Source organism: Thermococcus celericrescens, assembly GCF_001484195.1.
Taxonomy (GTDB): Archaea; Methanobacteriota_B; Thermococci; order Thermococcales; family Thermococcaceae; genus Thermococcus; species Thermococcus celericrescens.
On the sequence record NZ_LLYW01000050.1, the window covers coordinates 1 to 23131 of the forward strand.

At 55.7% G+C, this 23131-nt stretch carries 25 protein-coding genes, 1 tRNA gene and 1 pseudogene; 11 read left to right on the top strand and 16 right to left on the bottom strand.

Annotation, left to right across the window (positions count from 1 at the left end):
• Window positions 1-200: 200 nt before the first annotated feature.
• Window positions 201-277 (top strand) — tRNA-Thr (locus APY94_RS11855).
• A gap of 375 nt (window positions 278-652) precedes the next feature.
• Here the strand turns inward: APY94_RS11855 and APY94_RS11860 are convergent.
• The 4 genes from APY94_RS11860 to APY94_RS11875 all read right to left on the bottom strand — a co-directional run bounded on the left by APY94_RS11860 (window position 653) and on the right by APY94_RS11875 (window position 4252).
• On the bottom strand, window positions 653-946 hold the full coding sequence (locus APY94_RS11860; RefSeq protein WP_058939823.1) for a hypothetical protein: 294 nt from the start codon (window positions 944-946) through the stop codon (window positions 653-655).
• Between the two features lie 98 nt (window positions 947-1044).
• Entirely contained in the window at window positions 1045-2550 is a 1506-nt protein-coding gene (gene gcvPB / locus APY94_RS11865) for an aminomethyl-transferring glycine dehydrogenase subunit GcvPB (protein ID WP_058939824.1), read from the bottom strand.
• A 10-nt stretch (window positions 2551-2560) separates the two neighbouring features.
• Window positions 2561-3916 (bottom strand): aminomethyl-transferring glycine dehydrogenase subunit GcvPA, encoded by a 1356-nt coding sequence (gene gcvPA / locus APY94_RS11870; protein WP_058939825.1) that lies wholly within the window; start codon window positions 3914-3916, stop codon window positions 2561-2563.
• A gap of 111 nt (window positions 3917-4027) precedes the next feature.
• Window positions 4028-4252, bottom strand: a complete 225-nt coding sequence (locus APY94_RS11875) for a hypothetical protein (protein ID WP_058939826.1) — start codon at window positions 4250-4252, stop codon at window positions 4028-4030.
• Between the two features lie 198 nt (window positions 4253-4450).
• Here APY94_RS11875 and APY94_RS11880 point away from each other — a divergent pair, with 198 nt between their 5' ends.
• Complete coding sequence (locus tag APY94_RS11880) at window positions 4451-5122, top strand: HAD family hydrolase (protein ID WP_058939827.1); 672 nt, start codon at window positions 4451-4453, stop codon at window positions 5120-5122.
• Between the two features lie 45 nt (window positions 5123-5167).
• Window positions 5168-5746 (top strand): hypothetical protein, encoded by a 579-nt coding sequence (locus APY94_RS11885; RefSeq protein WP_148882587.1) that lies wholly within the window; start codon window positions 5168-5170, stop codon window positions 5744-5746.
• On the opposite strand, the gene APY94_RS11890 is transcribed toward APY94_RS11885, so the two are convergent.
• Complete coding sequence (locus tag APY94_RS11890) at window positions 5733-6011, bottom strand: hypothetical protein (protein WP_058939829.1); 279 nt, start codon at window positions 6009-6011, stop codon at window positions 5733-5735. The genes APY94_RS11885 and APY94_RS11890 overlap by 14 nt on opposite strands.
• A 160-nt stretch (window positions 6012-6171) precedes the next feature.
• Between APY94_RS11890 and APY94_RS11895 the strand changes: the two genes are divergently transcribed.
• The 4 genes from APY94_RS11895 (at window position 6172) to APY94_RS11910 (ending at window position 8587) form a co-directional block, all read left to right on the top strand.
• Window positions 6172-6939, top strand: a complete 768-nt coding sequence (locus tag APY94_RS11895; RefSeq protein WP_058939830.1) for a hypothetical protein — start codon at window positions 6172-6174, stop codon at window positions 6937-6939.
• Between the two features lie 44 nt (window positions 6940-6983).
• A complete protein-coding gene (locus tag APY94_RS11900) occupies window positions 6984-7691 on the top strand; it encodes a PrsW family intramembrane metalloprotease (protein ID WP_058939831.1) in 708 nt (235 codons plus the stop codon).
• Window positions 7688-7891, top strand: coding sequence for a hypothetical protein (locus APY94_RS11905; protein WP_058939832.1), 204 nt, complete (start codon window positions 7688-7690; stop codon window positions 7889-7891). Before APY94_RS11900 ends, APY94_RS11905 begins: the two co-directional genes overlap by 4 nt.
• Window positions 7892-7954: 63 nt before the next feature.
• Window positions 7955-8587 (top strand): hypothetical protein, encoded by a 633-nt coding sequence (locus APY94_RS11910; RefSeq protein WP_058939833.1) that lies wholly within the window; start codon window positions 7955-7957, stop codon window positions 8585-8587.
• Between the two features lie 110 nt (window positions 8588-8697).
• Here APY94_RS11910 and APY94_RS11915 read toward each other — a convergent pair whose 3' ends face one another.
• The 10 genes and pseudogenes from APY94_RS11915 to APY94_RS13780 form a co-directional block, all read right to left on the bottom strand.
• The gene (locus tag APY94_RS11915; RefSeq protein WP_058939834.1) at window positions 8698-9048 is read right to left on the bottom strand and encodes a DUF1667 domain-containing protein; all 351 of its coding nucleotides are present in this window, start codon (window positions 9046-9048) and stop codon (window positions 8698-8700) included.
• On the bottom strand, window positions 9045-10301 hold the full coding sequence (locus tag APY94_RS11920) for an NAD(P)/FAD-dependent oxidoreductase (RefSeq protein WP_058939835.1): 1257 nt from the start codon (window positions 10299-10301) through the stop codon (window positions 9045-9047). Before APY94_RS11920 ends, APY94_RS11915 begins: the two co-directional genes overlap by 4 nt.
• A pseudogene (locus APY94_RS11925) lies at window positions 10301-11787 on the bottom strand (FAD-dependent oxidoreductase). Before APY94_RS11925 ends, APY94_RS11920 begins: the two are co-directional and overlap by 1 nt.
• A gap of 234 nt (window positions 11788-12021) precedes the next feature.
• Window positions 12022-13326: an RNA-guided endonuclease InsQ/TnpB family protein gene (locus APY94_RS11930; protein WP_058939836.1), complete on the bottom strand. Its 1305-nt coding sequence runs from the start codon at window positions 13324-13326 to the stop codon at window positions 12022-12024.
• Between the two features lie 149 nt (window positions 13327-13475).
• Window positions 13476-14957, bottom strand: coding sequence for a glycerol kinase GlpK (glpK, locus tag APY94_RS11935; RefSeq protein ID WP_058939837.1), 1482 nt, complete (start codon window positions 14955-14957; stop codon window positions 13476-13478).
• A 36-nt stretch (window positions 14958-14993) separates the two neighbouring features.
• Window positions 14994-15686, bottom strand: a complete 693-nt coding sequence (locus APY94_RS11940) for a hypothetical protein (RefSeq protein ID WP_058939838.1) — start codon at window positions 15684-15686, stop codon at window positions 14994-14996.
• On the bottom strand, window positions 15668-16336 hold the full coding sequence (locus APY94_RS11945; protein WP_157065546.1) for a hypothetical protein: 669 nt from the start codon (window positions 16334-16336) through the stop codon (window positions 15668-15670). The genes APY94_RS11940 and APY94_RS11945 overlap by 19 nt, the downstream gene beginning before the upstream one ends.
• A 34-nt stretch (window positions 16337-16370) precedes the next feature.
• The gene (locus APY94_RS11950) at window positions 16371-17114 is read right to left on the bottom strand and encodes a glycerophosphodiester phosphodiesterase family protein (protein WP_058939840.1); all 744 of its coding nucleotides are present in this window, start codon (window positions 17112-17114) and stop codon (window positions 16371-16373) included.
• Between the two features lie 25 nt (window positions 17115-17139).
• A complete protein-coding gene (locus APY94_RS11955; RefSeq protein ID WP_245610474.1) occupies window positions 17140-17610 on the bottom strand; it encodes a hypothetical protein in 471 nt (156 codons plus the stop codon).
• Window positions 17611-17639: 29 nt separating this feature from the next.
• The gene (locus APY94_RS13780) at window positions 17640-17840 is read right to left on the bottom strand and encodes a glycerophosphodiester phosphodiesterase family protein (protein WP_245610475.1); all 201 of its coding nucleotides are present in this window, start codon (window positions 17838-17840) and stop codon (window positions 17640-17642) included.
• A gap of 110 nt (window positions 17841-17950) precedes the next feature.
• Here APY94_RS13780 and APY94_RS11960 point away from each other — a divergent pair, with 110 nt between their 5' ends.
• From APY94_RS11960 to APY94_RS11975, 4 genes are all read left to right on the top strand, one after another.
• Window positions 17951-19273 carry an SLC45 family MFS transporter gene (locus APY94_RS11960; RefSeq protein ID WP_058939841.1) on the top strand — a complete coding sequence of 441 codons (1323 nt, stop codon included), beginning with the start codon at window positions 17951-17953 and terminating at the stop codon, window positions 19271-19273.
• Window positions 19274-19348: 75 nt separating this feature from the next.
• Window positions 19349-20605, top strand: coding sequence for an MFS transporter (locus APY94_RS11965; RefSeq protein WP_058939842.1), 1257 nt, complete (start codon window positions 19349-19351; stop codon window positions 20603-20605).
• Entirely contained in the window at window positions 20605-21468 is an 864-nt protein-coding gene (locus tag APY94_RS11970; protein ID WP_083500662.1) for an alpha/beta hydrolase, read from the top strand. Before APY94_RS11965 ends, APY94_RS11970 begins: the two co-directional genes overlap by 1 nt.
• A 38-nt stretch (window positions 21469-21506) precedes the next feature.
• Complete coding sequence (locus APY94_RS11975; RefSeq protein ID WP_058939844.1) at window positions 21507-22232, top strand: DUF2334 domain-containing protein; 726 nt, start codon at window positions 21507-21509, stop codon at window positions 22230-22232.
• 176 nt (window positions 22233-22408) lie between these two features.
• On the opposite strand, the gene tmk is transcribed toward APY94_RS11975, so the two are convergent.
• Window positions 22409-23026 carry a dTMP kinase gene (tmk, locus tag APY94_RS11980; RefSeq protein ID WP_058939878.1) on the bottom strand — a complete coding sequence of 206 codons (618 nt, stop codon included), beginning with the start codon at window positions 23024-23026 and terminating at the stop codon, window positions 22409-22411.
• Window positions 23027-23131: the final 105 nt, after the last annotated feature.

Here is a 23131-nt window from a genome sequence, read left to right on the forward strand (position 1 = left end):
CTCGAACCGGGGACCGCCGGATTAACAGTCCGGCGCTCTACCGACTAAGCTACGGCGGCACGACCCAATGTAGGGAATATGGGGGGGATTTATAAATCTTACGGTGCTCCCCAATGAAGGATGTCAGTCATTTTTGTGGAACATGGCGCGAGAACCGGCTGCGAAAACTTTATATTTTCCCCGGGGAGTCTTTAAACCGTGCCCCGGTAGCCTAGCCTGGTGGGGCGGCGGACTTGTAATCCGCCGGTCGCGGGTTCAAATCCCGCCCGGGGCTCCATTCTAACAAACTTCGCGAAGGCGAAGTTTGATCAAGGTTCGTAGCCCCTTCTGGAAGTGTCAATTTTCAAGTGGTTTCTCATTATCGGAGCGTTTAACACGGAGAACAACTCTAAAATACTCCCGTACAAGGGGTTTGCTTTTTTGACGCCCTTCGGGCGTCTTTTGGAGTTAAACCCCTTCAACAGGAACACCAAAATGGTTCTCACCTGAAACGTTGGCCTTGAGTTGAGAAACCACCTTTCCAAAGTGCAACCTGGAGAAGAGCTACGAACTTTTGGTGAAGCTTTTGGAAACGCTTTTTGACCAAAATTCGTCGGATAAGTTGCCCGCTTAAAACCGCTGTGGATTGTGTTGGAGGTGAGAGGCATGAACCTCAGCTCGTCGTGAAGATGGTCCGGCTCTGGTAGTCAGCTTCTATGAGAACCTCTATTACGTCCTCTTCACCGTAGCGTATCTCCCTCACCGTTATCTCCTTCTTGACACGGCCTTGTACAACGGCTTGGTGAACCTCTTTGGGGAGCTCCTCGGTTACTGGGATTATTCTGCCCTTCACGTATATTCCCGCTAGCTTGCCCCTCTGGAGGAGGAACCCCCTCACTGGGACAACGTACTCATCAAATCCAACCTCATATCCGGTGTTCTCAACACGTCCAACCCCAACTGCCATATGAATCACCCATGTGTAAGTTTTCTATTACATATTTGTGCCCTTCCTTTAAAAATCTTTCTGGACAACATCGGGGATAAGGAAATAGAAAAGGCACCTCAGTAATCAATCTCGCCTTTCTCCCTCAGCCGGAGGTACATTCTCCAGCTTAAGATGGGCTTTTTGGCCGCCAGAACGTCGTCCACCCTTCCAACGGCGGCGTTGTGGGGCGCCTCCTTGACTACTTTGGGGTTGGTGTAGGCCTCTTCGCTGATCCTCTTGAGGGCCTCAACGTAGGCGTCTATCTCCTCCCTGCTGACGGTCTCGGTCGGCTCTATCATGAGGGCCTCGTGCACAATCAGCGGGAAGTATATCGTCGGTGCGTGCATGCCGAAGTCGAGGAGCCTCTTCGCCACGTCGAGGGCCTTAACCCCGGTCTCTCTCTTCATGGGCTCTGCCGAGAAGACGACCTCGTGCTTTCTCAGCTCCTTGTGCGGCAGCTCGTAGCCGCGCGTTCCCTTCAGCTTCTGGGTGAGGTAGTTGGCGTTGAGAACCGCTATCTCGCTGACCTCCCTGAGGCCTTCCCTGCCCATTATCTTGAGGTAGGTCAGGGCCCTGACTATCACCGCGAAGTTGCCGTAGAGCTCCTTCACCTTGCCTATGCTCTTTGGCACGTCGTAGTCGAGGTAATAACCACGCTCCTCATCGTAGCCCACGAGCGGAACCGGCAGGTAGTCCTTGAGGAAGTCCTTGACGCCAACGGGCCCGCTTCCCGGTCCACCGCCGCCGTGAGGTGTTGAGAACGTCTTGTGGAGGTTGAGGTGGACAACATCGAATCCCATGTCGCCCGGCCTTATCTTGCCGAGGACTGCGTTCAGGTTGGCGCCGTCGTAGTAAAGGAGACCTCCGGCCTTGTGGACTATCTTCGCTATCTCGAGTATCTCGTCCTCGAAGATGCCGAGCGTGTTGGGGTTGGTGAGCATCAAACCGGCCGTCCTCTCACTTACGGCGTTCTCAAGGGCCTCCAGATCAACGGTGCCGTTCTCGTTGGAGGGTATCTCTACGACCTTGAAGCCGGCCATAGCTGCACTTGCAGGGTTGGTCCCGTGCGCTGAATCCGGAACGAGCATCTCCGTCCTCTGGGTGTCGCCGCGGTCAAGGTGGTAGGCCCTTATTATCGAAACGCCCGTGAACTCGCCGTTCGCCCCAGCCGCCGGCTGGAGCGTGAAGCGGTCCATTCCGGTTATTTCCTTCAGCCACTGCTCCAACTCCCACATTATCCTGAGCGCTCCCTGGACGGTCCGTTCGTCCTGGTACGGATGGACGTAGGCAACGCCCGGATGGGAGGCGATCTCCTCGTTTATCTTTGGGTTGTACTTCATGGTGCACGAGCCGAGGGGATAGATGCCGTTGTCAACGCCGTAGTTCATCTCGCTCAGCCTGGTGTAGTGCTTCACAACCTCAGGCTCGCTGAGCTCGGGGAGGTTGAGCTGGCTCTTCCTCCTCAGCTTCTCCGGGATTTCAACGTCTATCTCCTCGATCGGCTTGGGAAGAGTGTAACCAATCCTTCCGGGGCGCGAGAGTTCGAAAATGGTCGGCTCATCCCATTTGGCCTGTCTGAACATTTTCACCACCTCACAGCTCCGCCTCGCTTATTATCTCCCTCAGGGCCTCCACGAGGGCATCAATCCACTCCTTCCTAGTCGTCTCGGTCGCCGCGAACAGCGCCGTCTCCCCCAGCTCCGGGAAGTGGCCGCCTATGTAGTAGCCGCCGTGTATGCCCCTCTCGAGGAGCCTCTCGTGGACGACGTCGTAGGGAACCTCGAACTTAACCGGCACGTCCTTGAAGTTTACACCGTCGAAGGCCACCTCTCCAACCTCACCGAGGCGCCTCTTGAGGTAGGCGGTGTTTTTCAGAATGATCTCGCCAAGCTCCCTCAGTCCCCTCGGCCCGAGGGTGGCAAGGTGTATCGCGGCCGCTACCGCGACCAGCGCCTCGTTCGAGCAGATGTTGGAAGTCGCCTTGGCGCGCCTTATGTGCTGCTCCCTGGTCTGGAGCGTCATCACGAAGTCCCTCTTCCCGTCGGCCGTCTTGGTCATGCCGATTATCCTTCCGGGCATCTGGCGGATGAGCTTTTTGTCATTCCTGACCGCGAATATTCCGGCCCTCGGACCTCCGAAGTTCATGGGGTTTCCAAAGTAAGCGGCCTCGCCGACCACCACGTCGGCCCCAAGCTCTCCCGGCGCCTCGACTATCCCGAGTATGGTTGGGTCAACGCCGACCACGAAGAGCGCCCCTGCCTCGTGGGCTATCTCACCGACCTCCCTTACGTTCTCCTCGAGGAGTCCGAAGAAGTTGGGCATCTCGATGTAGACCCCGGCGGCGCCTTCAACCGCCTCCTTGAGCTTCTCAATGTCAAGCTGTCCCCTCTCGTCCCACGGAACCTCGACTATCTCGAGGCCGGGGCCACCGGTGTAGGTTCCGAGAACCCTCTTCTTCTCGGGGCTGAGTGCCTTGGGAACGATGAACTTATTTCTCCTCGTCACGCGGGCGCTCATCAGGGCGGCCTCGGCCATAGCCGTTCCCCAGTCGTACATCGAGGAGTTGACTATCGGGAGGCCGACCAGTTCGGCGATGATGCTCTGGTACTCGAAGAGGGCCTGTAGCATGCCCTGGCTTACCTCCGGCTGGTAGGGGGTGTAGGCCGTCAAAAATTCGCTCCTCTCTATGAGGTACTTGACGTGGGCTGGAACGTAGTGGAAGTAGGTTCCAGCGCCGAGGAAGCTCGGCATCTCGAGGACGGTTTTATTCTTGCTTAGAATTTCGCTGAGTTCTGTGAATACCTCGTATTCGCTCTTCCCTTCGGGCAGGTTGAACTTCTGAACCATTCCCTTCGGGACGTCAGAGAAGAGATCTTCAATCGATGTGAATCCGATTTCCTTCAGCATTTCATCCTTATGGGCCGAGTTTGGAAGGTAGTGCCTACCCATACCTATCACCTTCTGAGCTTTAAGACGCTCGTTGAAAGTTGAAGTACCAGTAATATATGCTTTGTGCCGCGGGTGAAAATGTCGGAGGAAAAAATAGGGGGATAAAAGGCCTCAGCCAGTAACGCCGACGTCCTCGAAGAACTTCTCCATGAGTCCGGCCATGGCCCTTATGTCGTACTGCATGGTCTCGTAGACCGCCCACTGAACCTTGCTGTAGGCCCTGCCGTCGAGGGTCTTGAAGCCGCTCGGCGCATTCACGTCGAAGTTGGCGTGGAGTTCGATGTTCCTTATGGCCCAGCCGTCCACGTCGTCGTCGAGCCAGTCGTCCTTGCTCACGTAGGTGTAGATCTGACCTCCTCCCCGCCCTGAAGGGCGAGGCTTTCAAAAAGAAAAAGTAACGCAGGATTAAAGCTTTTTCGAGTTACTGAGGTTATAGCCTTTGGAGTCCTCTGGGTCATGCTGTATCATCCGACATGGAAAAGTCACCGGGACAACGCTTAAATGTCCATCTTCCTCCCCAGTAAGGGGGTCGTCATGATAATCGCTTTCGACTTCGACGGAACTCTAGCGGATACGTACTCGTGCATTGGGGAGGCGTTTCAGCGTGCGCTCGAGAGGCGCTACCGATGGCTTCCCGGAAAGGCCGTCTGGGCGAAGCTCCTGACTAAAATCGAGCTCCAGTTTGAGAGGCCTACCTTTGGAAAGCACAAGAAGAAAAGCAGGCCGCCGTTCTTCCTACGCACAAAGTTCTTTGAGACATGGTTCGAGGAGAGGGCCGAGCTCACGAAGCCCATTGACGACTCCATCGAACTGCTGAAGAAGCTCAGGGAGGATGGCCACGTGGTCCTCTCCTTCTCGGCGGAGGATTTCATCGATGGCATGAAGGTGCGGCGCCTGAAGCGGATGGGCATCTACGACCTCTTCGACGACGTCATCGTCTTTGGCCACGATATGACCATAGATGAGGCGTTCCGGCTTGTTCGCGAGAAGTACGGGGATGACGTTTTCATCTGGGTGGACGACAAGCCCTGGCGCTTCGTGGGCCACGGCGACGAGAACACCGAGTACGTCTGGTACTACTTCCCGTTCACAGCGAGGTTCGTGGAGAAGAACCCCGAAAAACTGGCCCTGATACCTCACCTCCACGTCATAAGGGACCTGTGGAGTATATTCGACGTCATTGAGAACGTTAAAACAAAACGCTGATATGCCCAGAAACTTTTTTAGTTTGAATGTGGAATATTAAGGGTGATGAGGGTTATGCGGAATAAGGTGGTAATCGGACTGCTGGTGATTTTTGCGGTCATGGTCATCCTAGGTGTTGGGCCGTGGTGGGATAACATCATCGGGGACGTCAGCCCACCTCCCCCGAATGTTAGCGCGATTTATCTGGGGGTCAAAAATCCCGATGCCCAGAAGGGCTGGCAGTTCGTCGTGGAAGACTCTATTCTGACGGACTGCATGGTGGCGTACATATATTCCTTTGACCACCCTGGAAAGCTCACGGTATATGAGCTGGACGGGGGGACGTTGAATTCACTTGGGCTGAATTTTGAAGTCCAGAACTGCACCAACGTCCGGAGGTACGGAGTTCTTGCCGTTAATTTCACGGAACGCCCAGACGTTCTCTCGATCGAAATATGGGTCAGCAAAAGTTCTACTGGGGGAAACGACGTTTACTTCCAGCAACTCGGTAACTGGCGCTTTGTCAACGGCTCTTACATAGGATTCACCGCACCCCCAATGAACGATGATTATGCCCTGCTGGACATAGAAAAAGTGCGGGAGCTAATGAATGCCACTGGGATTCACTACATCAATCGCCGCTGAGGTATTCGAGGGTATCCTCCACAAAACCATCCCAATCGTCGTCGTTAACCTCTTCGAGTCTAATGGTGAAAGCATCCCCGATGTTCCACCTGATGGCTATCGCCCCCCTTTCGGTTTCCACTATAACAAGCCCGAATGGGGCATCCCCCATCCAGTGATGTTTTGAGAACCCTATTCTAAAACCGCGCTTTCTTAGTTCATCCATGATCAGTTCGTAGGTTTTGGCCGGTCCGTACGGACTCCTTGCAAACCCAATATGGGGCATTTCTACTCACCGATGTTCCATTGGTGGACGGATTTAAAACCTTTTCGGTTCCCTTAACAAAATTTGAGCTGCGAAGAAGAAACCTCACTGGCACCGGAACACCCCTGGGGGCGATGCTAACCTTTTAATACCCCGTGGGGGAGTTATCTCGGGTGATGGAATGAGGAAGCTTTACATTGGCCTGTTCATTGTTCTGGTGGTCTTTGCCGCGGGCTGCATCTCCGGGGGCGGGACGACCCCTGCTCCAACCACGACCACGACGACCGCCGCGAACCTTCCTTTTACCCCCGATGATATGGAAAACGCCATAAAATCCCTTAAGAGCTACGAGTACACCATGCACGTGGACAGCTACAACGGAACAAAACTCGTGGCCCAGCTCTCGAACGAGGGTGCGATTGACTTTGAGAGGAAGCTCAAATCCGTCTCCACCTTCTCGAACAGCTCCGTAGGCGGCGGCTCGTATTATAGGAGCTATTACTACACCACCTCCAGCGGCTACGCAAGCTATTTCGACCGGAACGGCACCGTGACCTGGGAGGCCTCGTGCTACGGACCGGGTGAAGGGCAGGATTTCAACTCCACGATCCTCAGCGGGCTCTGGGAGATCCTTAACATCGATAACGTCAGGGTCATCGAGGATGGGGATTACTATGTTATCTACGCCAATGAGACCGGCGGCACCGCGATTGGGCCCAACGTGACGAACGCATACCGGACCAGAATCGAAGTCAGGCTCACTAGGGACCTGATTCCGGTTGAGATAAAGAAAACCGTCTATTACGAGAAGGATGGCGCCAAGTGGGTTGACGTGATCACGATAGACGTCAGGAACCCCAACGCCGCCGTGGTTGAGCCGCCCGAGGAGCTCGTCGAGTACCTCAGTGCACAGGGTATCGACCTGGCAGACTTCCTGAGTGGATGCTAAACCTTTAAATCCCACTTCCCCCATTTTCTTTTGGTGGATCTGCGGTGGATGCGTTCAGCGGTCTGGTGTTCTTTGCGTACGGGCCAGCACTGGCGATACTCTGGTACTTCTATCACGCCGACAGGTACGAGCCCGAGCCGAGGAGGTACGTCCTGGGCACATTCATCTTGGGAGGGACGCTCTCGGTTGGGATAGCGTTCATTCTGGAGAGCTTTCTGACCCTCGGTGGAGCCATTCAGCCCCTCCTGCCCGCGTCTGCATTCTACGTCGCCCTCGTGGCCGGAATAGTGGAAGAACCCGCCAAGGCGCTGGCTATACGCTGGCCATTCAAGGCGGGACAGATGGATGGGATAATGGACGGCCTCGTCTACGGCGTGGCTGCGGGCCTCGGTTTCGCCGCGACGGAGAACTTCCTCTACGGCCTCGGCTGGGGTCTCGGAGTAACCGTGATGCGCGCGTTCCTCACCCCCCTCGCCCATGCCACATGGAGTGCCGTGATAGGAGTGGCCTACGGCATGAAGGCGGAGGGCAAAATGACCTCCACGGCCTCGTACTTCCTGCTGGCGATGTTTCTGCACTTCATCTGGGACTACTACGCGTTCATGAGTGCTGGCGTCCCCGCGTACAACATCCTGCTGATATTCTTCATAATCCTGAACCTTGCCCTGCTCCGCTACTTCCTCCTCCTGGGACAGGCGGAGGACAGGAGCAGGCTGTGGTACTACTGGTTCAAGAGGAGGGACGGACTGTGAATGAGCTAGAGGAGGCTCTATTTGAAGCCAGACCTTACGTGGAGTATTATGATCGGCTGGAGAATCTGGTAAAGCGCCTCTGGGAGGAGGCCACCGATAGAGAGAACTTCCTCCAGTTTCTGAACGAGGAGATTGAGCGGGCCGAGGAACCCTTCAGAACGGACCTCAGGATATTCCTGCAGAAGTTTGAGGCGCTGTGAGATTCCATCCCTGGATGGTAACCTTTATAGCCTTCCATTTTCAAACTTTTTTCGGTGGGTGTGATGAGAAAAACGGCGGTTGCGGCCGCGGTGGCTGTTCTCGTAGTGCTGGCAGTTTGGGCCGTGGTGGATGGGACGCTGGGAAGGCCATCTGTGGAGGACGTTCTCGATGCCATTGGGGGCCAGAACTCCTTCTGCTGGAGGGCGGAGCTTGCCGACAATCTCACTGAGAAGGAAATCCTTGCCTGCGTGAACTATGACAACGGGAGCGCCTTCTGGAGGGTGACTTCGGGTAACAGAACCTCGCTTATCAGGGCGTTTCCTGGCGAGGAGTTCTACGACCTCAACTGGGACGTTGTACTCAACAGCAAAGGCGTGGAGTGGAATGCACTCAACTTCGCGAGCTGGGTTTTAAAGGAGGGCACGGTTGAGGGAATCGAGAAGGTCGGGCGAGATGAATATGAAATCCGCGTCGTTCTCAGGGGGACCGATAGCTACGCCGTTGGGACCATCGAGAACGGGAGCAGGGTCGAGGAGAGGTACGAAATAGTCGCCTTTCTCCGGGTGGACGGTGACGGCGGACTTAAGGGTGGACGCTTCACATGGAGGCGCGAGATGCACTACACTGATTGGAACATGGACGAGGTCACGGAAATCCGCGGGAGCTTCGAGATGCTCGGGCCGTGGAAGCGCTGATATCCTAATCCTGAACGTGAGTGTTCTTAGAGAGGGCTTTCCACTTTTTGCAAACTTTTTTTGGGAATTGAGCGCGCGGGGGACTTCGAGGAAATATTCTGGTGAGGGGGCTAAGCCCCCCTCGTAGCCACTATTTTTATTCCGTTCCACTCGGCAACGACTTCCCCGATCTCCACAGGTGCCTCGAGCTTCAACTCCGCCAGGAATTTCATCAGCTCCGGAATCAGCTCCTTCGGTACCGGCTCCGCGGTTTTAACGCTCACCGTTGGTAGTGCGCCGTCCTTAACCCTAACCACGCTCATGATGACCCTCTTGGGGTTGGTGGCCTCTTCCACTGCCCATTCCTGCCCCCTGGGGCAGGTGTGCCCGGTGACGCCTATGACCTTCCCGTCCTCAACCCTTACCTCAATAGAGCACCCAAGGGGGCAGACGATGCACGTGAAGCGGTACGTTTTCGTCATTCCCTCACCACCTCGACGGTAAGCTTCTCTGCATCCCTGATCTCCTCCGCCTTCAGCTTCACCCTGAGCATCTCGGCCGGCGTTGCCAGGGAGAGCTTTACGCGCTTCCCGGCCTCGGGGATCCTGAGTTCGACGTCTTCCATTGGCCTGGCGACGCGCAGGTAGAGGTAAACGTCGCGCTCCCCGCTGAGGCGGTGTGGGGCGAGGAGGCGGACGTTTTCTCCTTTCTCAACCCCGATCCATTTCCTGCTCCCTATTCCGCCGTTCTCGATGAACTCCTTCGCCCCTTCGGCCGCCAGCTCTCCCTGCTCTGCAACGTAATCGACGAGGTCGTTGATGAGGAGCGCGTTTCCAGCCACGAAAACCCCGGGAACGCTCGTCTCGAGCCTGTCGTTCACAACCGGCCCACCGGTGGATGGGTCGATCTCAACGCCTATGGCCGTCAGCTTCTTGACGCTCGGAACCAGTCCGGCGGAGATAATCAGTGTATCCGCCTCGATCCAGAACTCACTTCCGGGGATTTCGTTGAGGTTCTCGTCCACTTTTACTACCTTCACCCTCTCGACCCTTCCCCTGCCCCGCACCTCGACAACCTTGTGGCTCAGGTAAAGGGGAATCTCGAAGTCCCTCAGAATCATAACGTTTCTGGCCAATCCACCTGGGTAGGGCATTAACTCGATGACGGCCTTCACCTTCGCTCCTTCAAGGGCGAAGCGGCGCGCCATTATCAGGCCGACGTCGCCGGAACCGACTATCACAACCTCCCTGCCCGGCATTACCCCGTAGATGTCCATAAGCGTCTGTGCCTCCCCTGCGGTGTAGATTCCGGCAACCCTATCGCCGACTATTCCTATCTCGAAGGCGTGCCTCTCGCGAGCGCCGGCGGCGTATATGACTGCCTTGGCCCACGCCTGATAAGCCCCGCTTGGAGATGTGAAGATTACGACCTTCTCCAGGTCGGAGTAGTTTCTGATTTCCATAACCCTCGCGGCGGTTCTGTATTCCACCCCAAGTTCAACCAGCCTCTTCGCGAGCCTCGCCGCGAACTCCGGGCCGGTTAGCTCCTCCCTGAAGTAGTGCAGTCCGAAGCCGGGGTGTATGCACTGGGGGAGTATCCCTCCCAGGTAGTCGTTCTCATCCAGGAGGAGAACGTTCAGCCCCAGCTCCTTAGCCCTTACCGCGGCCGCCATGCCGGCGGGTCCGCCGCCGATGACCACAACATCGTAGTTCAGCATCGGAATCCCCGGGAACATCAGGCATCACCCCTGAGAAGGGCCTTGACGTCGCCCACTCCAATCTCGCTTCCCTTACCTTTCAGGGTAACCTTCCACGCTCAACGCCGTACTCCCTCGCGAGGAGCATGACTATCTTCGGCCTGCAGAAGCTCCCCTGGCATGTCCCGGTGGTTGCCTTCGTCCTGAACTTCACGGAATCCACGCTTGGCGTTTTAACGCCTATGAACTTCATCCTCTCGATGGCTTCAAGCACGTCCCCCTCGCTCACGTTGTTGCACCTGCAGACCACCTTTCCGTAGGAGGGGTTCCTCTTTACGGCCTCGTTCACTCCCTCGGGACTCATCATGAAGAGGTGGCTTATCTCCTTCCTGTAGGGGCTCCATTTGGACTTCTCGACCAGTTTTATCCCGAGGTCGCGCCCGATTATCTCGGCAACCTCGTAGGCTATCGCTGGAGCGCTCGTCAGTCCTGGCGAACGGATTCCGGCGACGTTGATGAAGCCCCAGACCTCTTCCTCCGCTTTGATTATGAAGTCTCCCCCGCTGGGCTCTGGCCTTAATCCGGCAAAGGTTCTGATGACCTTGCTCTTCGGCGGGAGCTGGGGCCAGAGCTTCTTTGCCCCTTCCCAGACCTGCTCAAGCCCCTCCCGGGTGGTGGCGAGATCCTCTTTCTCCTCGGGCGGCAGATCCTGGGCGTTCGGCCCTATCATCAGATGGCCGGATATCTCGGTTGTTACTACGATTCCCTTGCTTATCGGGGTTGGGGTCGGGAAGAGGACCCTCCTCGGTCCGGGGATTCCCTCGTCGAAGAGCCAGTATTCTCCCTTCCTCGGGTGTATCTCGAAGTAATCTATGCCCGCCATTCTCGCTACCCTGTCGGCGTAGAGGCCCGCGGCGTTGATGACGATATCGGCCTCAATGAAGCCGTTGTTAGTTTCAACTCCCTTAACCTCGCCGTTCTCGGCCTTTATGCCGGTGACCTCTGTCTCGAGGTGGGTTTTTACGCCATTAGCTACCGCGTTCTCGGTTATCGCTATAACGGCTGGAATCGGCCCAATCTGTCCCACTATCGGAACCCACAGGGCGCCTATCGCTTCAGGGGTCAGGTTCGGCTCGAGGTGGAAGAGCTCTTCCCTGTCCACAATTCTCATCTCTGGGACGCCGTTCTGCCTTCCACGCTCCAGAAGCCTCTCAAGCTCGTCGAAGTCCTCCTCCCTGGTTGCGACTATCAGGGCCCCGTTCCAGATGTGGGGAATCTCAAGCTCTTTCACCCACTGGTGCCAGAGCCTGTTTCCCTTTATACACAGCTTCGCCCTCGTCGGATACTTCTCCGGGTCATCGTCGTAACCCCCGTGGATCAAAGCCGTGTTCGCCTTGCTGACGCCCCAGCCAACGTCCGGGGCCTTCTCTATTAGGTGAACCTCGAGGTTCTCGTACCGGCTCAGGACGCGCGCTATACTGGCCCCACTAATCCCCGCGCCTATTATGGCAACTTTCGTTTTCATGCTCTTCACCCCGATTTAACTTGAGAAAGGATTTTCATCGTTTTAAAGCTTTCCTTAACCTTAAGTTTGGCTGAAAAGGGGGGAGAGAACAGCTCTGGGCATGAGGGGGAAGGACATGGGTGGACACTCATCAAATGAACAGATATGGCGTCTGCCCTGCCAGTAACTTCAGGTTTTGCATGTACATGACCTCCTCCCCGTCCTGAAGGATGGGGTTTCTGTCGGGGGAACCCCCTAACTCAAGGGCGGGGAAGTTTGAGGGGTTCTCATCACCCCTTTTGAAGGAGGTTCAAAGAACCCCTCCGGCCCGGTCTTAGGCCAGTTACCCCTACCGCCAGCCAAGGCCGAGAGGCTCGGGGTTATGGTTTCCACAACCTTCTTCAAGATATTAAACGCTCCAACAAGGTCAGCGTTCATAACAACGCCCTCTCCACGGCACTTAAACAAACCCCTGAAAATCCTCCCATCAGGATGGCGTTGGCCGCAGAGAGGGCAAGATTGAGAAGTGAAAGCCTCGTTCACAACCACAACAGAGATACCATACTCCTCAGCCACTTCCTTGAGCCGTTGAATCACGGTATTGAACCGCCAGACGTGAGAGAGGATAAAATTCTGCTTCCTGCTCCTATAAGAGTTTCTGGCTATCCCCTTCGGGTAACCCACGACAATTTTGCTAACCCCAAGGCGGTAGAGCTTCTCCACAGTCTGCCTTACGGCAGTGTTGATGTAGTGTTTTGCTTGTAGTTTAGCCTTCTCGTGCATTCTTTTGAGCTTCCTACTCTTTTTACAGCCAGAATTATTGAGTTTGGACTGATACTCGGCTATTCTCTTCCGCCAGTAAAATGCAATGCTCTTTAAGGGTCTGCCATTGACCAAGAAGCTCTCTCCACTCTCAACGTAAACTGCCATTAAATTGTTCACTCCCAGGTCAATCCCTGCTGAAACGTTGCCCAACGGTTGCCTTGGAACTTCAACCCATTCTCCGTTGAGTAGTTTTTCCTCAACGGTAAGGCTGATGTGAGCGTACCATTTCCGCTTTACCTCGTCGTAAGTTATCTCCAACCGCCCCTGCTTGCCTTTAAGATGAATTTTTCCTTTAAACTGGATTCTCAGCCTTCCAAACTTCCCGAGGCGCCTCAACCCAATAACGTTCCCGTCAATCTTATACTGGTCGTTCCTAAGCGGGATAATGAACAGTTTCTTTCCGTTTTCTTCCCCAATGAACCCCGGAGGTTTCGGCCTGAACCATTCTGGCAGTTCCCCACTCTTTTTCTTCTTGTTGAGTTGGAAGAAGCTTCTCCAGCTTTCGGCGTTCTTTCTGGCCAATTGTTGAACTGTCGAACCTCCAACCCAGTTTTTGAACTCGTGATAAGCTTCTTTTTCAGTCCCGTTAAAATCAATCCTGCCGAATTCTTTGAATTGTCTCAAGCGTTGGTAGTTGAGCTTGTTCCAGATTACTGCTGAAGCGTGAGCTAATTCAAAAAGGATTTTCTCCTGCTCTTTTGAGGGCTGGAGTTTGACCGTTACTGTCCTCTTCATATCAAAGCATGGTATGAATTTTAGGCTTTAAAAGAGTATCGCTTTCCCGCTTAAGGGCTAGCTGGGTGGTTGTTCGTAACCCACCCCAAAGGGCGAGGCTTGGAGAAGAAAAATGTCAAAAAAAGAAGGAGACCGGAGCCGTGCGTTCGTCAGACTCCAACAACCTTCGCCCAGCCCATCGCCCTCTTCACAGCCTCCTTCCAGCCGTGGTAGAGCCGCTCCCTCGTTTCTTCGTCCATCGTCGGCTCGAAGACCCTCTCCGCCTTCCACAGGCTCCTTATCTCCTCGAGGCTCCCCCAGTAATCGACGGCGAGGCCGGCCAGATATGCCGCTCCCAAAGCTGTGGTCTCCTTCACGACGGGCCTGACGACGCGCCTGTTGAGTATGTCCGCCTGGAACTCCATCAGGAAGTCGTTCGCAGTCGCCCCTCCATCGACGCGGAGCTCCTTTATTCCGACGAGCCTCTCCATCTCCTCGACCACATCGCGCGTCAGGTAGGCTATGGCCTCTAAAGTTGCCCTCGCGAGGTGCTCCCTGCCGGTTCCGCGCGTTATGCCGATTATCAGCCCCCTCGCGAACTGATCCCAGTAAGGGGCACCGAGTCCAACAAAGGCCGGGACGAAGTAAACACCTTCGTTGCTCTCAAGTTTTCTCGCGAGTTCTTCGGTCTCGGGCGCGCTCTTTATTATCCTGATTCCGTCGCGGAGCCACTGCACAGCGGCACCGGTTATAAAGACGCTCCCTTCGAGGGCATAGGTGACCTTCCCATTGAGTCCCCACGCTATTGTCGTGAGCAGGTTGTCGGAGTAGCGGACGGTCTTCCCCGTGTTGGCCAGGATAAAGCTCCCCGTTCCGTAGGTGGCCTTGACCATTCCTGCCTCGAATCCCGCCTGGCCGAACAGTGCCGCCTGCTGGTCGCCCGCGTCGCCGCTGACGGGTATCTCCGCACCGATGAGTTCACTCTTAGTGTAGCCGTAGACCTCGCTCGATTCCCTGACCTCGGGCAGAACCTCCTCGGGGATATTGAAGATTTCGAGAAGCTCATCGTCCCATTTGAGCCTCCTGATGTTGAAAAGCATCGTCCTTGAGGCGTTGGAGTAGTCTGTGACGTGCTCGCCGGTGAGGCGGTAGATTAGGAAGGTATCGACAGTTCCAAAGAGAACCTCTCCCCTCTCGGCCTTTTCCCTCAGACCGGGAACGTTATCGAGGAGCCACTTCAGCTTGCTGGCCGAGAAGTAGGCATCAGGCACGAGGCCCGTTTTCTCCTTGATTACATCACCGTATTCCCTCTTTATCTCCTCCACCATCTCAGCCGTTCTCCGGCACTGCCAGACTATCGCGTTGTGGAGTTGCTTACCGCTCCTGTCCCAGACTATCGTCGTTTCGCGCTGGTTGGTAACGCCTATCGCCGCTATTTGGCTTGGCTCAACCTTGGCCCTCTCTAAGGCGGTCTTGATGGCCCTGAACTGGGCGTCCCAAATTTCTTCCGGGTTGTGCTCGACCCAGCCGGGTTTGGGGTAGTGCTGGGGGAACTCGTACTGGCCGACGCTTAGAACGTTGCTCTCCCTGTCGAAGATTATTGCTCTAGCCGAGGTAGTTCCCTCGTCGAGGGAGAGGATGAATTGCTCCATGGTACCACCGGAATTAGAGAAGGGGCATTGGGGGTATTAACGGTTTCGTTCCTCCTTCCTGGAGATGATGGCTAGGATTGACCCGAACCCAACGAGGATGCCCAAGGTAGCGAGCAGGACAGAGAGTTGGTGGAAATCATCGGGGGTTGCTTCTCCCCCGGAGTGGACAAAGATGGTGAGGTCCGCCCACTTTTCCATGCTTTCCCTCGTCTTTTTCATATCCCGCCTGTTTCTCCTGACCACCCTAAGGAGAACATCTCGGCTTTCAGGTGACAGCTGGTCAAGGTGGGCAAGGATTATCCTGTTTTCAATTTCGTCATTGGAAATCCATTCAGCACAGGTCTCAGTTTCGTTGTAGTAGACCGCAATCCACCCGTCCCTCTCGCTTTCCTTCATGAAGTCGTCCAGCTGCTCAATCCTCAGCCTTCCGACCATGCTAAGGAACCACTTATCCTCCCTTGAGACTCTGACGTTGATATGAAATCTCTGCAGGAGCTCCTCAAGCTCCTCTGCGTCTTCGCCGCCGTTCATGTAAACGTAGAGAACCACCATGTTGCAGGGCCCAGCTCGCGGGGCGTTGGGGACGTTGAGCTTCTCGAGTTCGTCCAAGCCCGCCTCAATGCTCTTTTCCCGTAGGGTTTTGTGTAGGTAAACCCCGGGGAAGATTAGTGCGAGGAGAACAAAAACTATAAACGGAACAAAAGCCCGCATCAGTCTCTTTCTCTCCATACCACCACCAGCCCTATCGCGCCGATTAGAGCCACCCCAGCCCACAGGGCGAGCATGAACGGGACGTTGCTCTCCTTTCTAAATGGGTAAACGAGGATTACGTGGGCCACCGTGACGTTGCAGACGGGGACCTCGCTTTTGAGGCCGAGCCCGTACCCAAGGTCAATGGTTTTGTTGTGGATTATCTCCCTCTCCTCGGGGTCGGTGAGGATGCTCTCGAGCTCGCGAAAGGCGTTGAGCTCCTCAAGTCCTTCTTGGCTGGGTGGTTCGTCTTCCGCTTTTGTTCCCCGTATCACGCAGAAGGCTGGCAGTTCCTTCCAAAAGGCGCTCTCGTTGAGAATCGTGACTTCGAACTCACCGCGCCCTTCTTTGAGGTTTATGCTCCCATGAGGGAACTTGCTGAAGGCGGAAACCGTTCTTTTCATTCCCCAATCGTCCCTGATGTTGCAGGTCACGAGGAGCTCCCTCGCGGGGTTGCACTTCCACATGTCCGTTAGGTTGCGCTCTTTGAGCTCCTCCGTGAAGTTCTCCATGTTGGGCGGTACGAAAATCTCAGGTTGCTCTGAGTGTCTCTCTGGAGGAAGAAGCGCCGCCGATATCATGAGAACGATTGCCGTGATGAGCAGGACGACCCGTGCCTTCATCTCCAATCGTAATTAGTAAAGAGAAGAACCTTAAAAAGTTTTACCTCAACCCAATGTTCCCAAGGTACTCAATCATCCTTTCCACGTCGTTGACTATGACCCCATTGAAGAGTCCGCCGAGGCGGACGAGGTTATCGTTGGCGTAGTAGGTCTCATCTTTGAGGGACCACAGAACGACCTTAAGACCCGCCCTCCTGGCCATCTGGAGGGCGCCCACGGTTTTTTCCACACCGATGAGTTCAAGCGCCTCCGCCGGGGGATTTATTGACCACAAAGATAGCTCCCCGATGAGGGTAGGGAGCCGTGCGAGCGTCTCTTCCCTGTCCACGAGGAGCCCCATCCTTGTCTCCCTGTCGTGTTTCCTGTACTCCATGAGGGCATCGATTAGGAACGAAGACACCATAACCCTCGACGGGTTGTTTGCTCCGATTATTGCGGCCGTCTTTTTCACCGCTTTTGCATCCTTTATCTCCACGTTGATTAAGACATCCTCCGGGAGGGCTTCAAAGGTCTCTTCGAGCGTTGGAATCCTCTCCCCGTTCCCGAAGTCCAGGGACTTCAGCTCGTCCAGCGTCATATCCTTGACTTTACCGCTCCCGTTGCTCGTCCTGTCAACCGTATCGTCGTGGATCACCACGACCTCCCCGTCCTTTGTCAGCCACACGTCCAGCTCAATTCCATCGGCACCTGCTTCAATTGCCTTTTTGAAAGCAAGAAGCGTGTTCTCGGGGTACTTGGCGGAGTAGCCCCTGTGGCCGAGCAAGAAGACCTTTCTTTCCGCCACGAAAATCACCTCCCTGATACTCGCCTCAGACCGTAAAAACTTTTCTAAGCCTCGCTGGGTCGTCCGAGATGACGGCATCCACGAGGGGGAGAAGCCTGGGCACCCAGCGGAGTTCGTCCATCCCGTGGTTCCAGAGGTGGATTTTAAGTCCACGCTTTCTGAAGGCTTGGAGAAGGCTCCTGAACGCCTCGTACCCAACGTACGAAACGGCATCTATTGGCACGTGGAGGGAGTAGATGCCCTTCAACCGCGGAACCCACATGAGGGAGGAGTAGCCCACTATGGAAAAACCCACCCTGCAGTCGGGGCATGCCTTCAGAACGGTCTCCACTATCTCCGGCCTCTCCGAGGAGAAGACTGTTCTCTCGAGGGTCCCGTACCGTTCCGCCTCCCTTAGCAGGGGTTCAACCGCATTGCCTTCTTTAACGTCGGCGTTGAATACCGCACCGTGAAGTCGTGTGAAGACGTCCTCCACCCGTGGTATCATCCGCCCCATCGGGTGCAGCCTTCTCAGCTCGACGAAGGTTAGCTTTTCGAGGGGATAGAAAGCCCCGTTGGAGTAAAAGCCCCGTCGTGTTGGGTTACGAGCTTTCCGTCGCGGGTCAGCCTCACATCGAACTCCACACCATCCGCGTATTTAAGCGCCCTCTCGAAGGATGGCAGCGTGTTCTCGAGTCTCCCCCTGACTCCTCTGTGTCCAAGGATGAGAGGTCTCTCACTGTCCATAGTTGTCACCTCTCTAACCGCTCAAAAATGAGCTCACAAGTCTTAAAAGTTTCATCCGTGTATTCTTTTTCTGTTAATTAAAACCCTGCCAATAGATGGGGGTGTACGGATTGGAGTTTAAGTACAGCAGGATATTCATACTCGGCTTTGGATTTTTCGGAATAAGCATTATCTGGGCCCTCTACAACGCATACATCCCGATTTTTCTCCAGGATACGTTCCACCTCAGCAAGACTGCCACGGGCTTCATCATGACCATCGACAACCTCTTCGCGGTTCTCCTGCTCCCGTTCCTAGGCGCGCTCAGCGACATGACGAGAACGCGGATCGGGCGGCGTAAGCCGTACATACTGCTGGGCGCACCGTCGGCGGCTCTGATGTTCGCGCTCATCCCGGTAGCGAGGACCCACGAAAGTCTGGCCCTCTTCATGGGAACGATTATCCTGATGAACTTCTTTATGGCGCTGTTCCGCTCCCCGGTCGTTGCGTTCATGCCGGATATAACGCCGAGCGAAAAGAGGAGCCAGGCCAACGGAATAATCAACTTCATGGGAGGTCTCGGCGCCCTGCTGGCGTACTTCGGAGGCAAGGCGCTCTACGACATGAACTACGCGTATCCCTTCTACTTCGGTGCCGCGATAATGCTCCTCGCCAACGTACTCGTTGTTCTCGTCGTTCCCGAGCCCGAGGAGTACCGCGTTCCCGGGAAGAAGATAAGCGTGAGGAAGCTGCTCTCCGAGACATCCCACAGGAGCTTCGGTGAACTGAAGGACAACCTCAAGGACGTGTTCACGAGTCACGAGAGGAGCCTTCTGGCCGTCCTCCTTGCGATATTCCTCTGGTTCATAGCCTTCAACTCGCTGGAGACCTTCTTCACCAGCTACGCCAAGTACTACCTTGGAATAGAGGAGAGCACGGGAGCCTTCATGCTCGGCGTCTTCAGCCTGAGCTTCATGCTCTTCGCAATCCCTGCCGGGTTCATCGGCGGCCGCTTCGGAAGGAGGAGGACGATAACCCTGGGTCTCATAATAGTCATCGGAATAATGCTTGCCGCGTACCTCGTCGGCGAGGGCTCGAAACCGGAGTCCAGCTCCCTGAGCGACCCCGTCGTCATGACATTCATGGGCCTGTTCTTCGTGGGCGGTATGGGATGGGCCATGATCAACGTCAATTCCCTGCCGATGGTCGTGGACATGACGACCGAGGAGAAGCTTGGAGGGTACACGGGTCTCTACTACTTCTTCAGCCAGGCGGCAAACCTCGTTGCCCCGCCCTTCGCGGGGGCGTTCCTCGACGTTATCGGCTACAGGACCCTCCTGCCCTTCGCGACGCTCTTCTTCATACTCGCGGCCCTGGCGATGCAGTTCGTCCGGAGGGGCGACATCGTTCGGAGGAAGGGCGACGCCCTCGACTACGTCCCGGATATGGATTGAGTTCAATTTCCCTATCTATTTTAATTGTTGAAATCCAAATCGTCATAGATTGCTTGAGAATAAGGGGGTGATACCATGGAACGAAAGGGCTTCAATTGGGGTGTTGTTCTCGGTCTGGCTCTCCTGGGATTCAGCAGGAGCATGGGATGGGCCCTCAACAAGGGGTTCTCTTTCCCCCTGCTCTCCGACTACACCGGTTCCGCCTTTGTGAAGGGAAGCATTCTGGCACTCGAGGGGTTTATAGGCTTAATAATCCCGCCGCTCCTCGGCTATTACAGCGATACCCTCAAGTCAAGGCACGGGAGGAGGAGACCCTTCATATTCATAGGGGGCATCCTCGCGGCGCTGGCGACGTTCATGATATGGACCGCCTACAAGATGGGCGCTCCCCTCTGGGCCTTCGCCCTCACGCTGGGCTTCCTGTACTTCTCACTCCACCTCTACACCGCCCAGTTCAGGGCTTTGATGCCGGACACGGTTGAGAGCGGCCAGCGAGGAAAGGCGAGCGGAGTTATAACGCTCCTCGAGTGGGCCGGCAACCTCTTCCTCTTTGGCCTTGGCGGGTTCCTGGTTGCGAAGTATGGGAAGGACTACATCGGCCCATTCGGGCTCACTGCACTCTTCCTCTTCATCGCGGCGGCTTTTGTCTACCACAAGGTTAGGGAGCCGGAGACCCCCGAGATAAAGGAAAACGAGAGTCTCTCGGGATACGTGAGGAGCATATTTGCCACGAAGGACTTCCTGAAGTTCTACACGGCCCAGATCCTGTGGTGGATGAGCTTCGAGTTCATAGCCATATTCCTGTACGGTATCATAGCGTTCATACTCAAGGGCAATGCGACACCTGAGAACATCGATGCAGTGACCTCGGTGGGCCTCTATCTGATGGCGCTCTTCAACGTTGCCGTGCTCATTGGTTCCCTCCCTGGCGGCTACGTCTACGATAGGGTGGGAAGGAGGCTCAGTATAATCATAGGGGGCCTCATCTTCGCCCTGCCGCTCCTGTGGGGGTGGTTCATCCACACGGAGGCCCAGATTTACATGGCACTGTTCATGGCCGGAATCGGGTGGGGGGCGCTCATAGCGGCATCCTACCCCGTGGTCGGAGACCTCCTCACCAAGTTCGAGAAGGAGGCCTTCACGGGGCGCTACTACGGTGTCTACGAGGCCACCAAGTCAATCCCAGTACTGCTCGCGGGCACCATAGGTGGGGCCATCGTTGACCTGGCGGGTGGTAACTACCGCATTCTCTTCCCGATAGGGGCCATCCTGGTGTTCCTCGCGATGCCCCTTATATGGAGCATGAAGGAACTCGAGGTGAGGAGGGAATGATGGTCTGGCTTGTTCTCTTCCTCCTCTTGCTCTTTCTGGCCTTTTCGGCCTTCGTGGGTTACAAAATGGTGAAACCGCCGCGCCTCATTGGGGACTGGACGCCCAAGGAGCTGGGCTTCGACTACGAGGATGTCACCATCGAAACGGAGGACGGGATCAAGCTGAGCGGCTGGTGGATTCCGAACGGGAGCGACAAAACGGTCGTTCCGCTACACGGCTACACGGCGAGCAGGTGGAACGACCTCTACATAAAGCCCACGATCGAGTTCCTTCTCAGGGAGGGCTACAACGTCCTTGCCTTTGACTTCAGAGCCCATGGAAAGAGCGAAGGGAAGTACACGACGGTCGGCGATAGGGAGATAGCCGACGTGAGGGCCGCCGTAAGGTGGCTGAGGGAGAAGCACCCTGAGAGTAGCAATAGAATTGGATTGATAGGCTTCTCGATGGGTGCCATGCTGACCATACGCTCGCTCGCCGAGATTCCGGAGGTCTGCTGCGGCGTCGCCGATTCACCGCCGATGGACCTCGATAAGACAGGTGCTAGGGGGCTGAAATATTTCGCCAAACTGCCCGAGTGGTTGCACATCTTCGTCAGGCCCTTCACGAAGCTCTTCAGCGGTGGGAGAGAGGTTCACCCCATAGAGTACGCCGATGACGTCAGAAAGCCGCTCCTCCTCATAGCCGGTGAAAAAGACCCCCTGGTCACGGTTGAGGAAATCAGGGAGTTCTACGAGAGGAACAGGGCTATGAACGCCGGTGTTGAACTCTGGGTTACCGACGCCCCCCACGTGAGGACGCTCAAGTTCCATCCCGAGGAATGGAAAGCCCGGGTTGGGGAGTTTCTGAGAAGGTGCATGGGTTAGGCTTTTAGCCTCGGGTTTCCATTTTTTCCCGTGGGAGCATGAAAGCGGAAATCTCGACCATGGTCATCATCGTCCTCGTCTTCGCGGCGTCGTCCTCCATATCCGCGCCCGCTTACATCCCCAGGTTCGGGGACTTTGCCATTCTCATACACGACGTCAGCCCGGGATACTTCGAGCAGCTGAGGGAGATAACCGCCCTTATAGATACCTACTCCCTCCAGAACGCGACTTACCTCTTCGTGATTCCGAACCACGGCGGAGGGATGCCGCTTGAGGATTCCCCCGCTTTCGTGGCTTTCCTCGGGAGGCTGAAGGCGGAGGGCTACCACGTGGAGCTTCACGGGTACGCCCACACCGGGGACGAGTTCGACTGCGGCGCGAACTTGGCCGCGGAGAAGCTTGAGCTCGGCCTTGAGGCACTCGCCCCGCTCAACGCATCGCCCGCGTACTTCATAGCCCCAAGATACTCCCTCTCGAAAGATGCACTGGCGGTTCTTCTGTCCCGTAACATAACCGTCATCGGGGAGGATTTCGTGTACTTCCCCAACGGAACCGTCGAACCCGTATACAACCGGGAGTACACGTGGTACCTTCCCAGCCCCTTCCTGGACTACCAGCTGGCGAGCGCCAGGGCCTCGTACGCCCACACCAGGGGAACTTTTCTCCTGTCCATCCACCCCAAGGCGGTGAACAACGATGCTGGGATGGAGTTCCTCAGAGAGTTCCTGGGTTCTCTGAAGACCTATGAAAAACGGAATCCATGAAACGGCCTCGGCTAACCCTCTTCTCCTCACCGCTCAGCGTGGCTAACGCTCGTCATCGGCCGGGAGAATTTTGGGGGAACCTTTTAAAAAGCAACCGCCGAGAAGGGAAGGGGGATGACGAGCGTTTACCGGTCTGATTCGCTACCGAATGATGAGACTGGCACTGGCAGACCCCATCACTTCTTGAAGAGCTCGTGCTCCACGAGCGCGACTATGTCGTTGTGGATGTCCTCAACGCTCGCTAGAGCGTTGACTATCCTTATCTCGGGGAAGCGCTCCGCCAGTTTGAGGTAGTTCTCGCGCACCTTCTTCTGGAGCTCGACTATCTTGTCAAACTCGGTCTTTATGCTCCGCCCGTTTATGCGCTTCATGCTCTCCTTAACGGGCAGATCGAGGAGTATCACGAGGTCGGGCCTCACGGCGAATCTGTTTAGGTCAATGAGCCACTCAAGGTCGAGCCCTCTCGCCCACTGATAGGCGAGGGACGAGTAGAAGTAGCGGTCGGATATGACGATTTTACCCGCCTCTATTGAGGGTTTTATCAGCTTGCTGACGTGCTCTGCCCTGTCGGCGGCAAACAGGAGCGCTTCTGCTTCGTGGCTTATCCTTGCCCCGTCTATGATGCCCTCCTTCCCGCCGGTGAGCACGAGCTTCCTGATGAGCTTCCCGAAAGCCGTGTCGGTCGGCTCCTTTGTGAGAACGACCTCGTGACCCTTCTCTTCAAACCACTCCGCCAGAAGTTTTGTCTGAGTTGATTTTCCCGCACCATCGATGCCTTCGATAACAATGAACATTCCCACACAGGCCACCCCCAAAATGGACGGAGAATTATAACGGCGCGGGCCTTTTTAACGCTTTTCCGTGAAAATTTTTGAAAAGGATTTAAAAAGAGCCCAAAA

Bases quoted from the DNA above. Each gene is read 5' to 3' on its own strand.
- APY94_RS11975 (WP_058939844.1), top strand. From the start codon at position 21,507: ATGAAAGCGGAAATCTCGACCATGGTCATCATCGTCCTCGTCTTCGCG.
- APY94_RS11965 (WP_058939842.1), top strand. From the start codon at position 19,349: ATGGAACGAAAGGGCTTCAATTGGGGTGTTGTTCTCGGTCTGGCTCTC.
- APY94_RS11915 (WP_058939834.1), bottom strand. From the start codon at position 9,048: ATGACGAAAACGTACCGCTTCACGTGCATCGTCTGCCCCCTTGGGTGC.
- APY94_RS11860 (WP_058939823.1), bottom strand. From the start codon at position 946: ATGGCAGTTGGGGTTGGACGTGTTGAGAACACCGGATATGAGGTTGGA.
- APY94_RS11955 (WP_245610474.1), bottom strand. From the start codon at position 17,610: ATGGGGCGGATGATACCACGGGTGGAGGACGTCTTCACACGACTTCAC.
- APY94_RS11910 (WP_058939833.1), top strand. From the start codon at position 7,955: ATGAGAAAAACGGCGGTTGCGGCCGCGGTGGCTGTTCTCGTAGTGCTG.
- APY94_RS11880 (WP_058939827.1), top strand. From the start codon at position 4,451: ATGATAATCGCTTTCGACTTCGACGGAACTCTAGCGGATACGTACTCG.
- APY94_RS11940 (WP_058939838.1), bottom strand. From the start codon at position 15,686: ATGGAGAGAAAGAGACTGATGCGGGCTTTTGTTCCGTTTATAGTTTTT.
- APY94_RS11890 (WP_058939829.1), bottom strand. From the start codon at position 6,011: ATGCCCCATATTGGGTTTGCAAGGAGTCCGTACGGACCGGCCAAAACC.
- APY94_RS11930 (WP_058939836.1), bottom strand. From the start codon at position 13,326: ATGAAGAGGACAGTAACGGTCAAACTCCAGCCCTCAAAAGAGCAGGAG.
- APY94_RS11895 (WP_058939830.1), top strand. From the start codon at position 6,172: ATGAGGAAGCTTTACATTGGCCTGTTCATTGTTCTGGTGGTCTTTGCC.
- APY94_RS13780 (WP_245610475.1), bottom strand. From the start codon at position 17,840: ATGGACAGTGAGAGACCTCTCATCCTTGGACACAGAGGAGTCAGGGGG.
- gcvPA (WP_058939825.1), bottom strand. From the start codon at position 3,916: ATGGGTAGGCACTACCTTCCAAACTCGGCCCATAAGGATGAAATGCTG.
- glpK (WP_058939837.1), bottom strand. From the start codon at position 14,957: ATGGAGCAATTCATCCTCTCCCTCGACGAGGGAACTACCTCGGCTAGA.
- APY94_RS11920 (WP_058939835.1), bottom strand. From the start codon at position 10,301: ATGTTCCCGGGGATTCCGATGCTGAACTACGATGTTGTGGTCATCGGC.
- gcvPB (WP_058939824.1), bottom strand. From the start codon at position 2,550: ATGTTCAGACAGGCCAAATGGGATGAGCCGACCATTTTCGAACTCTCG.
- APY94_RS11970 (WP_083500662.1), top strand. From the start codon at position 20,605: ATGGTCTGGCTTGTTCTCTTCCTCCTCTTGCTCTTTCTGGCCTTTTCG.
- tmk (WP_058939878.1), bottom strand. From the start codon at position 23,026: ATGTTCATTGTTATCGAAGGCATCGATGGTGCGGGAAAATCAACTCAG.
- APY94_RS11885 (WP_148882587.1), top strand. From the start codon at position 5,168: ATGAGGGTTATGCGGAATAAGGTGGTAATCGGACTGCTGGTGATTTTT.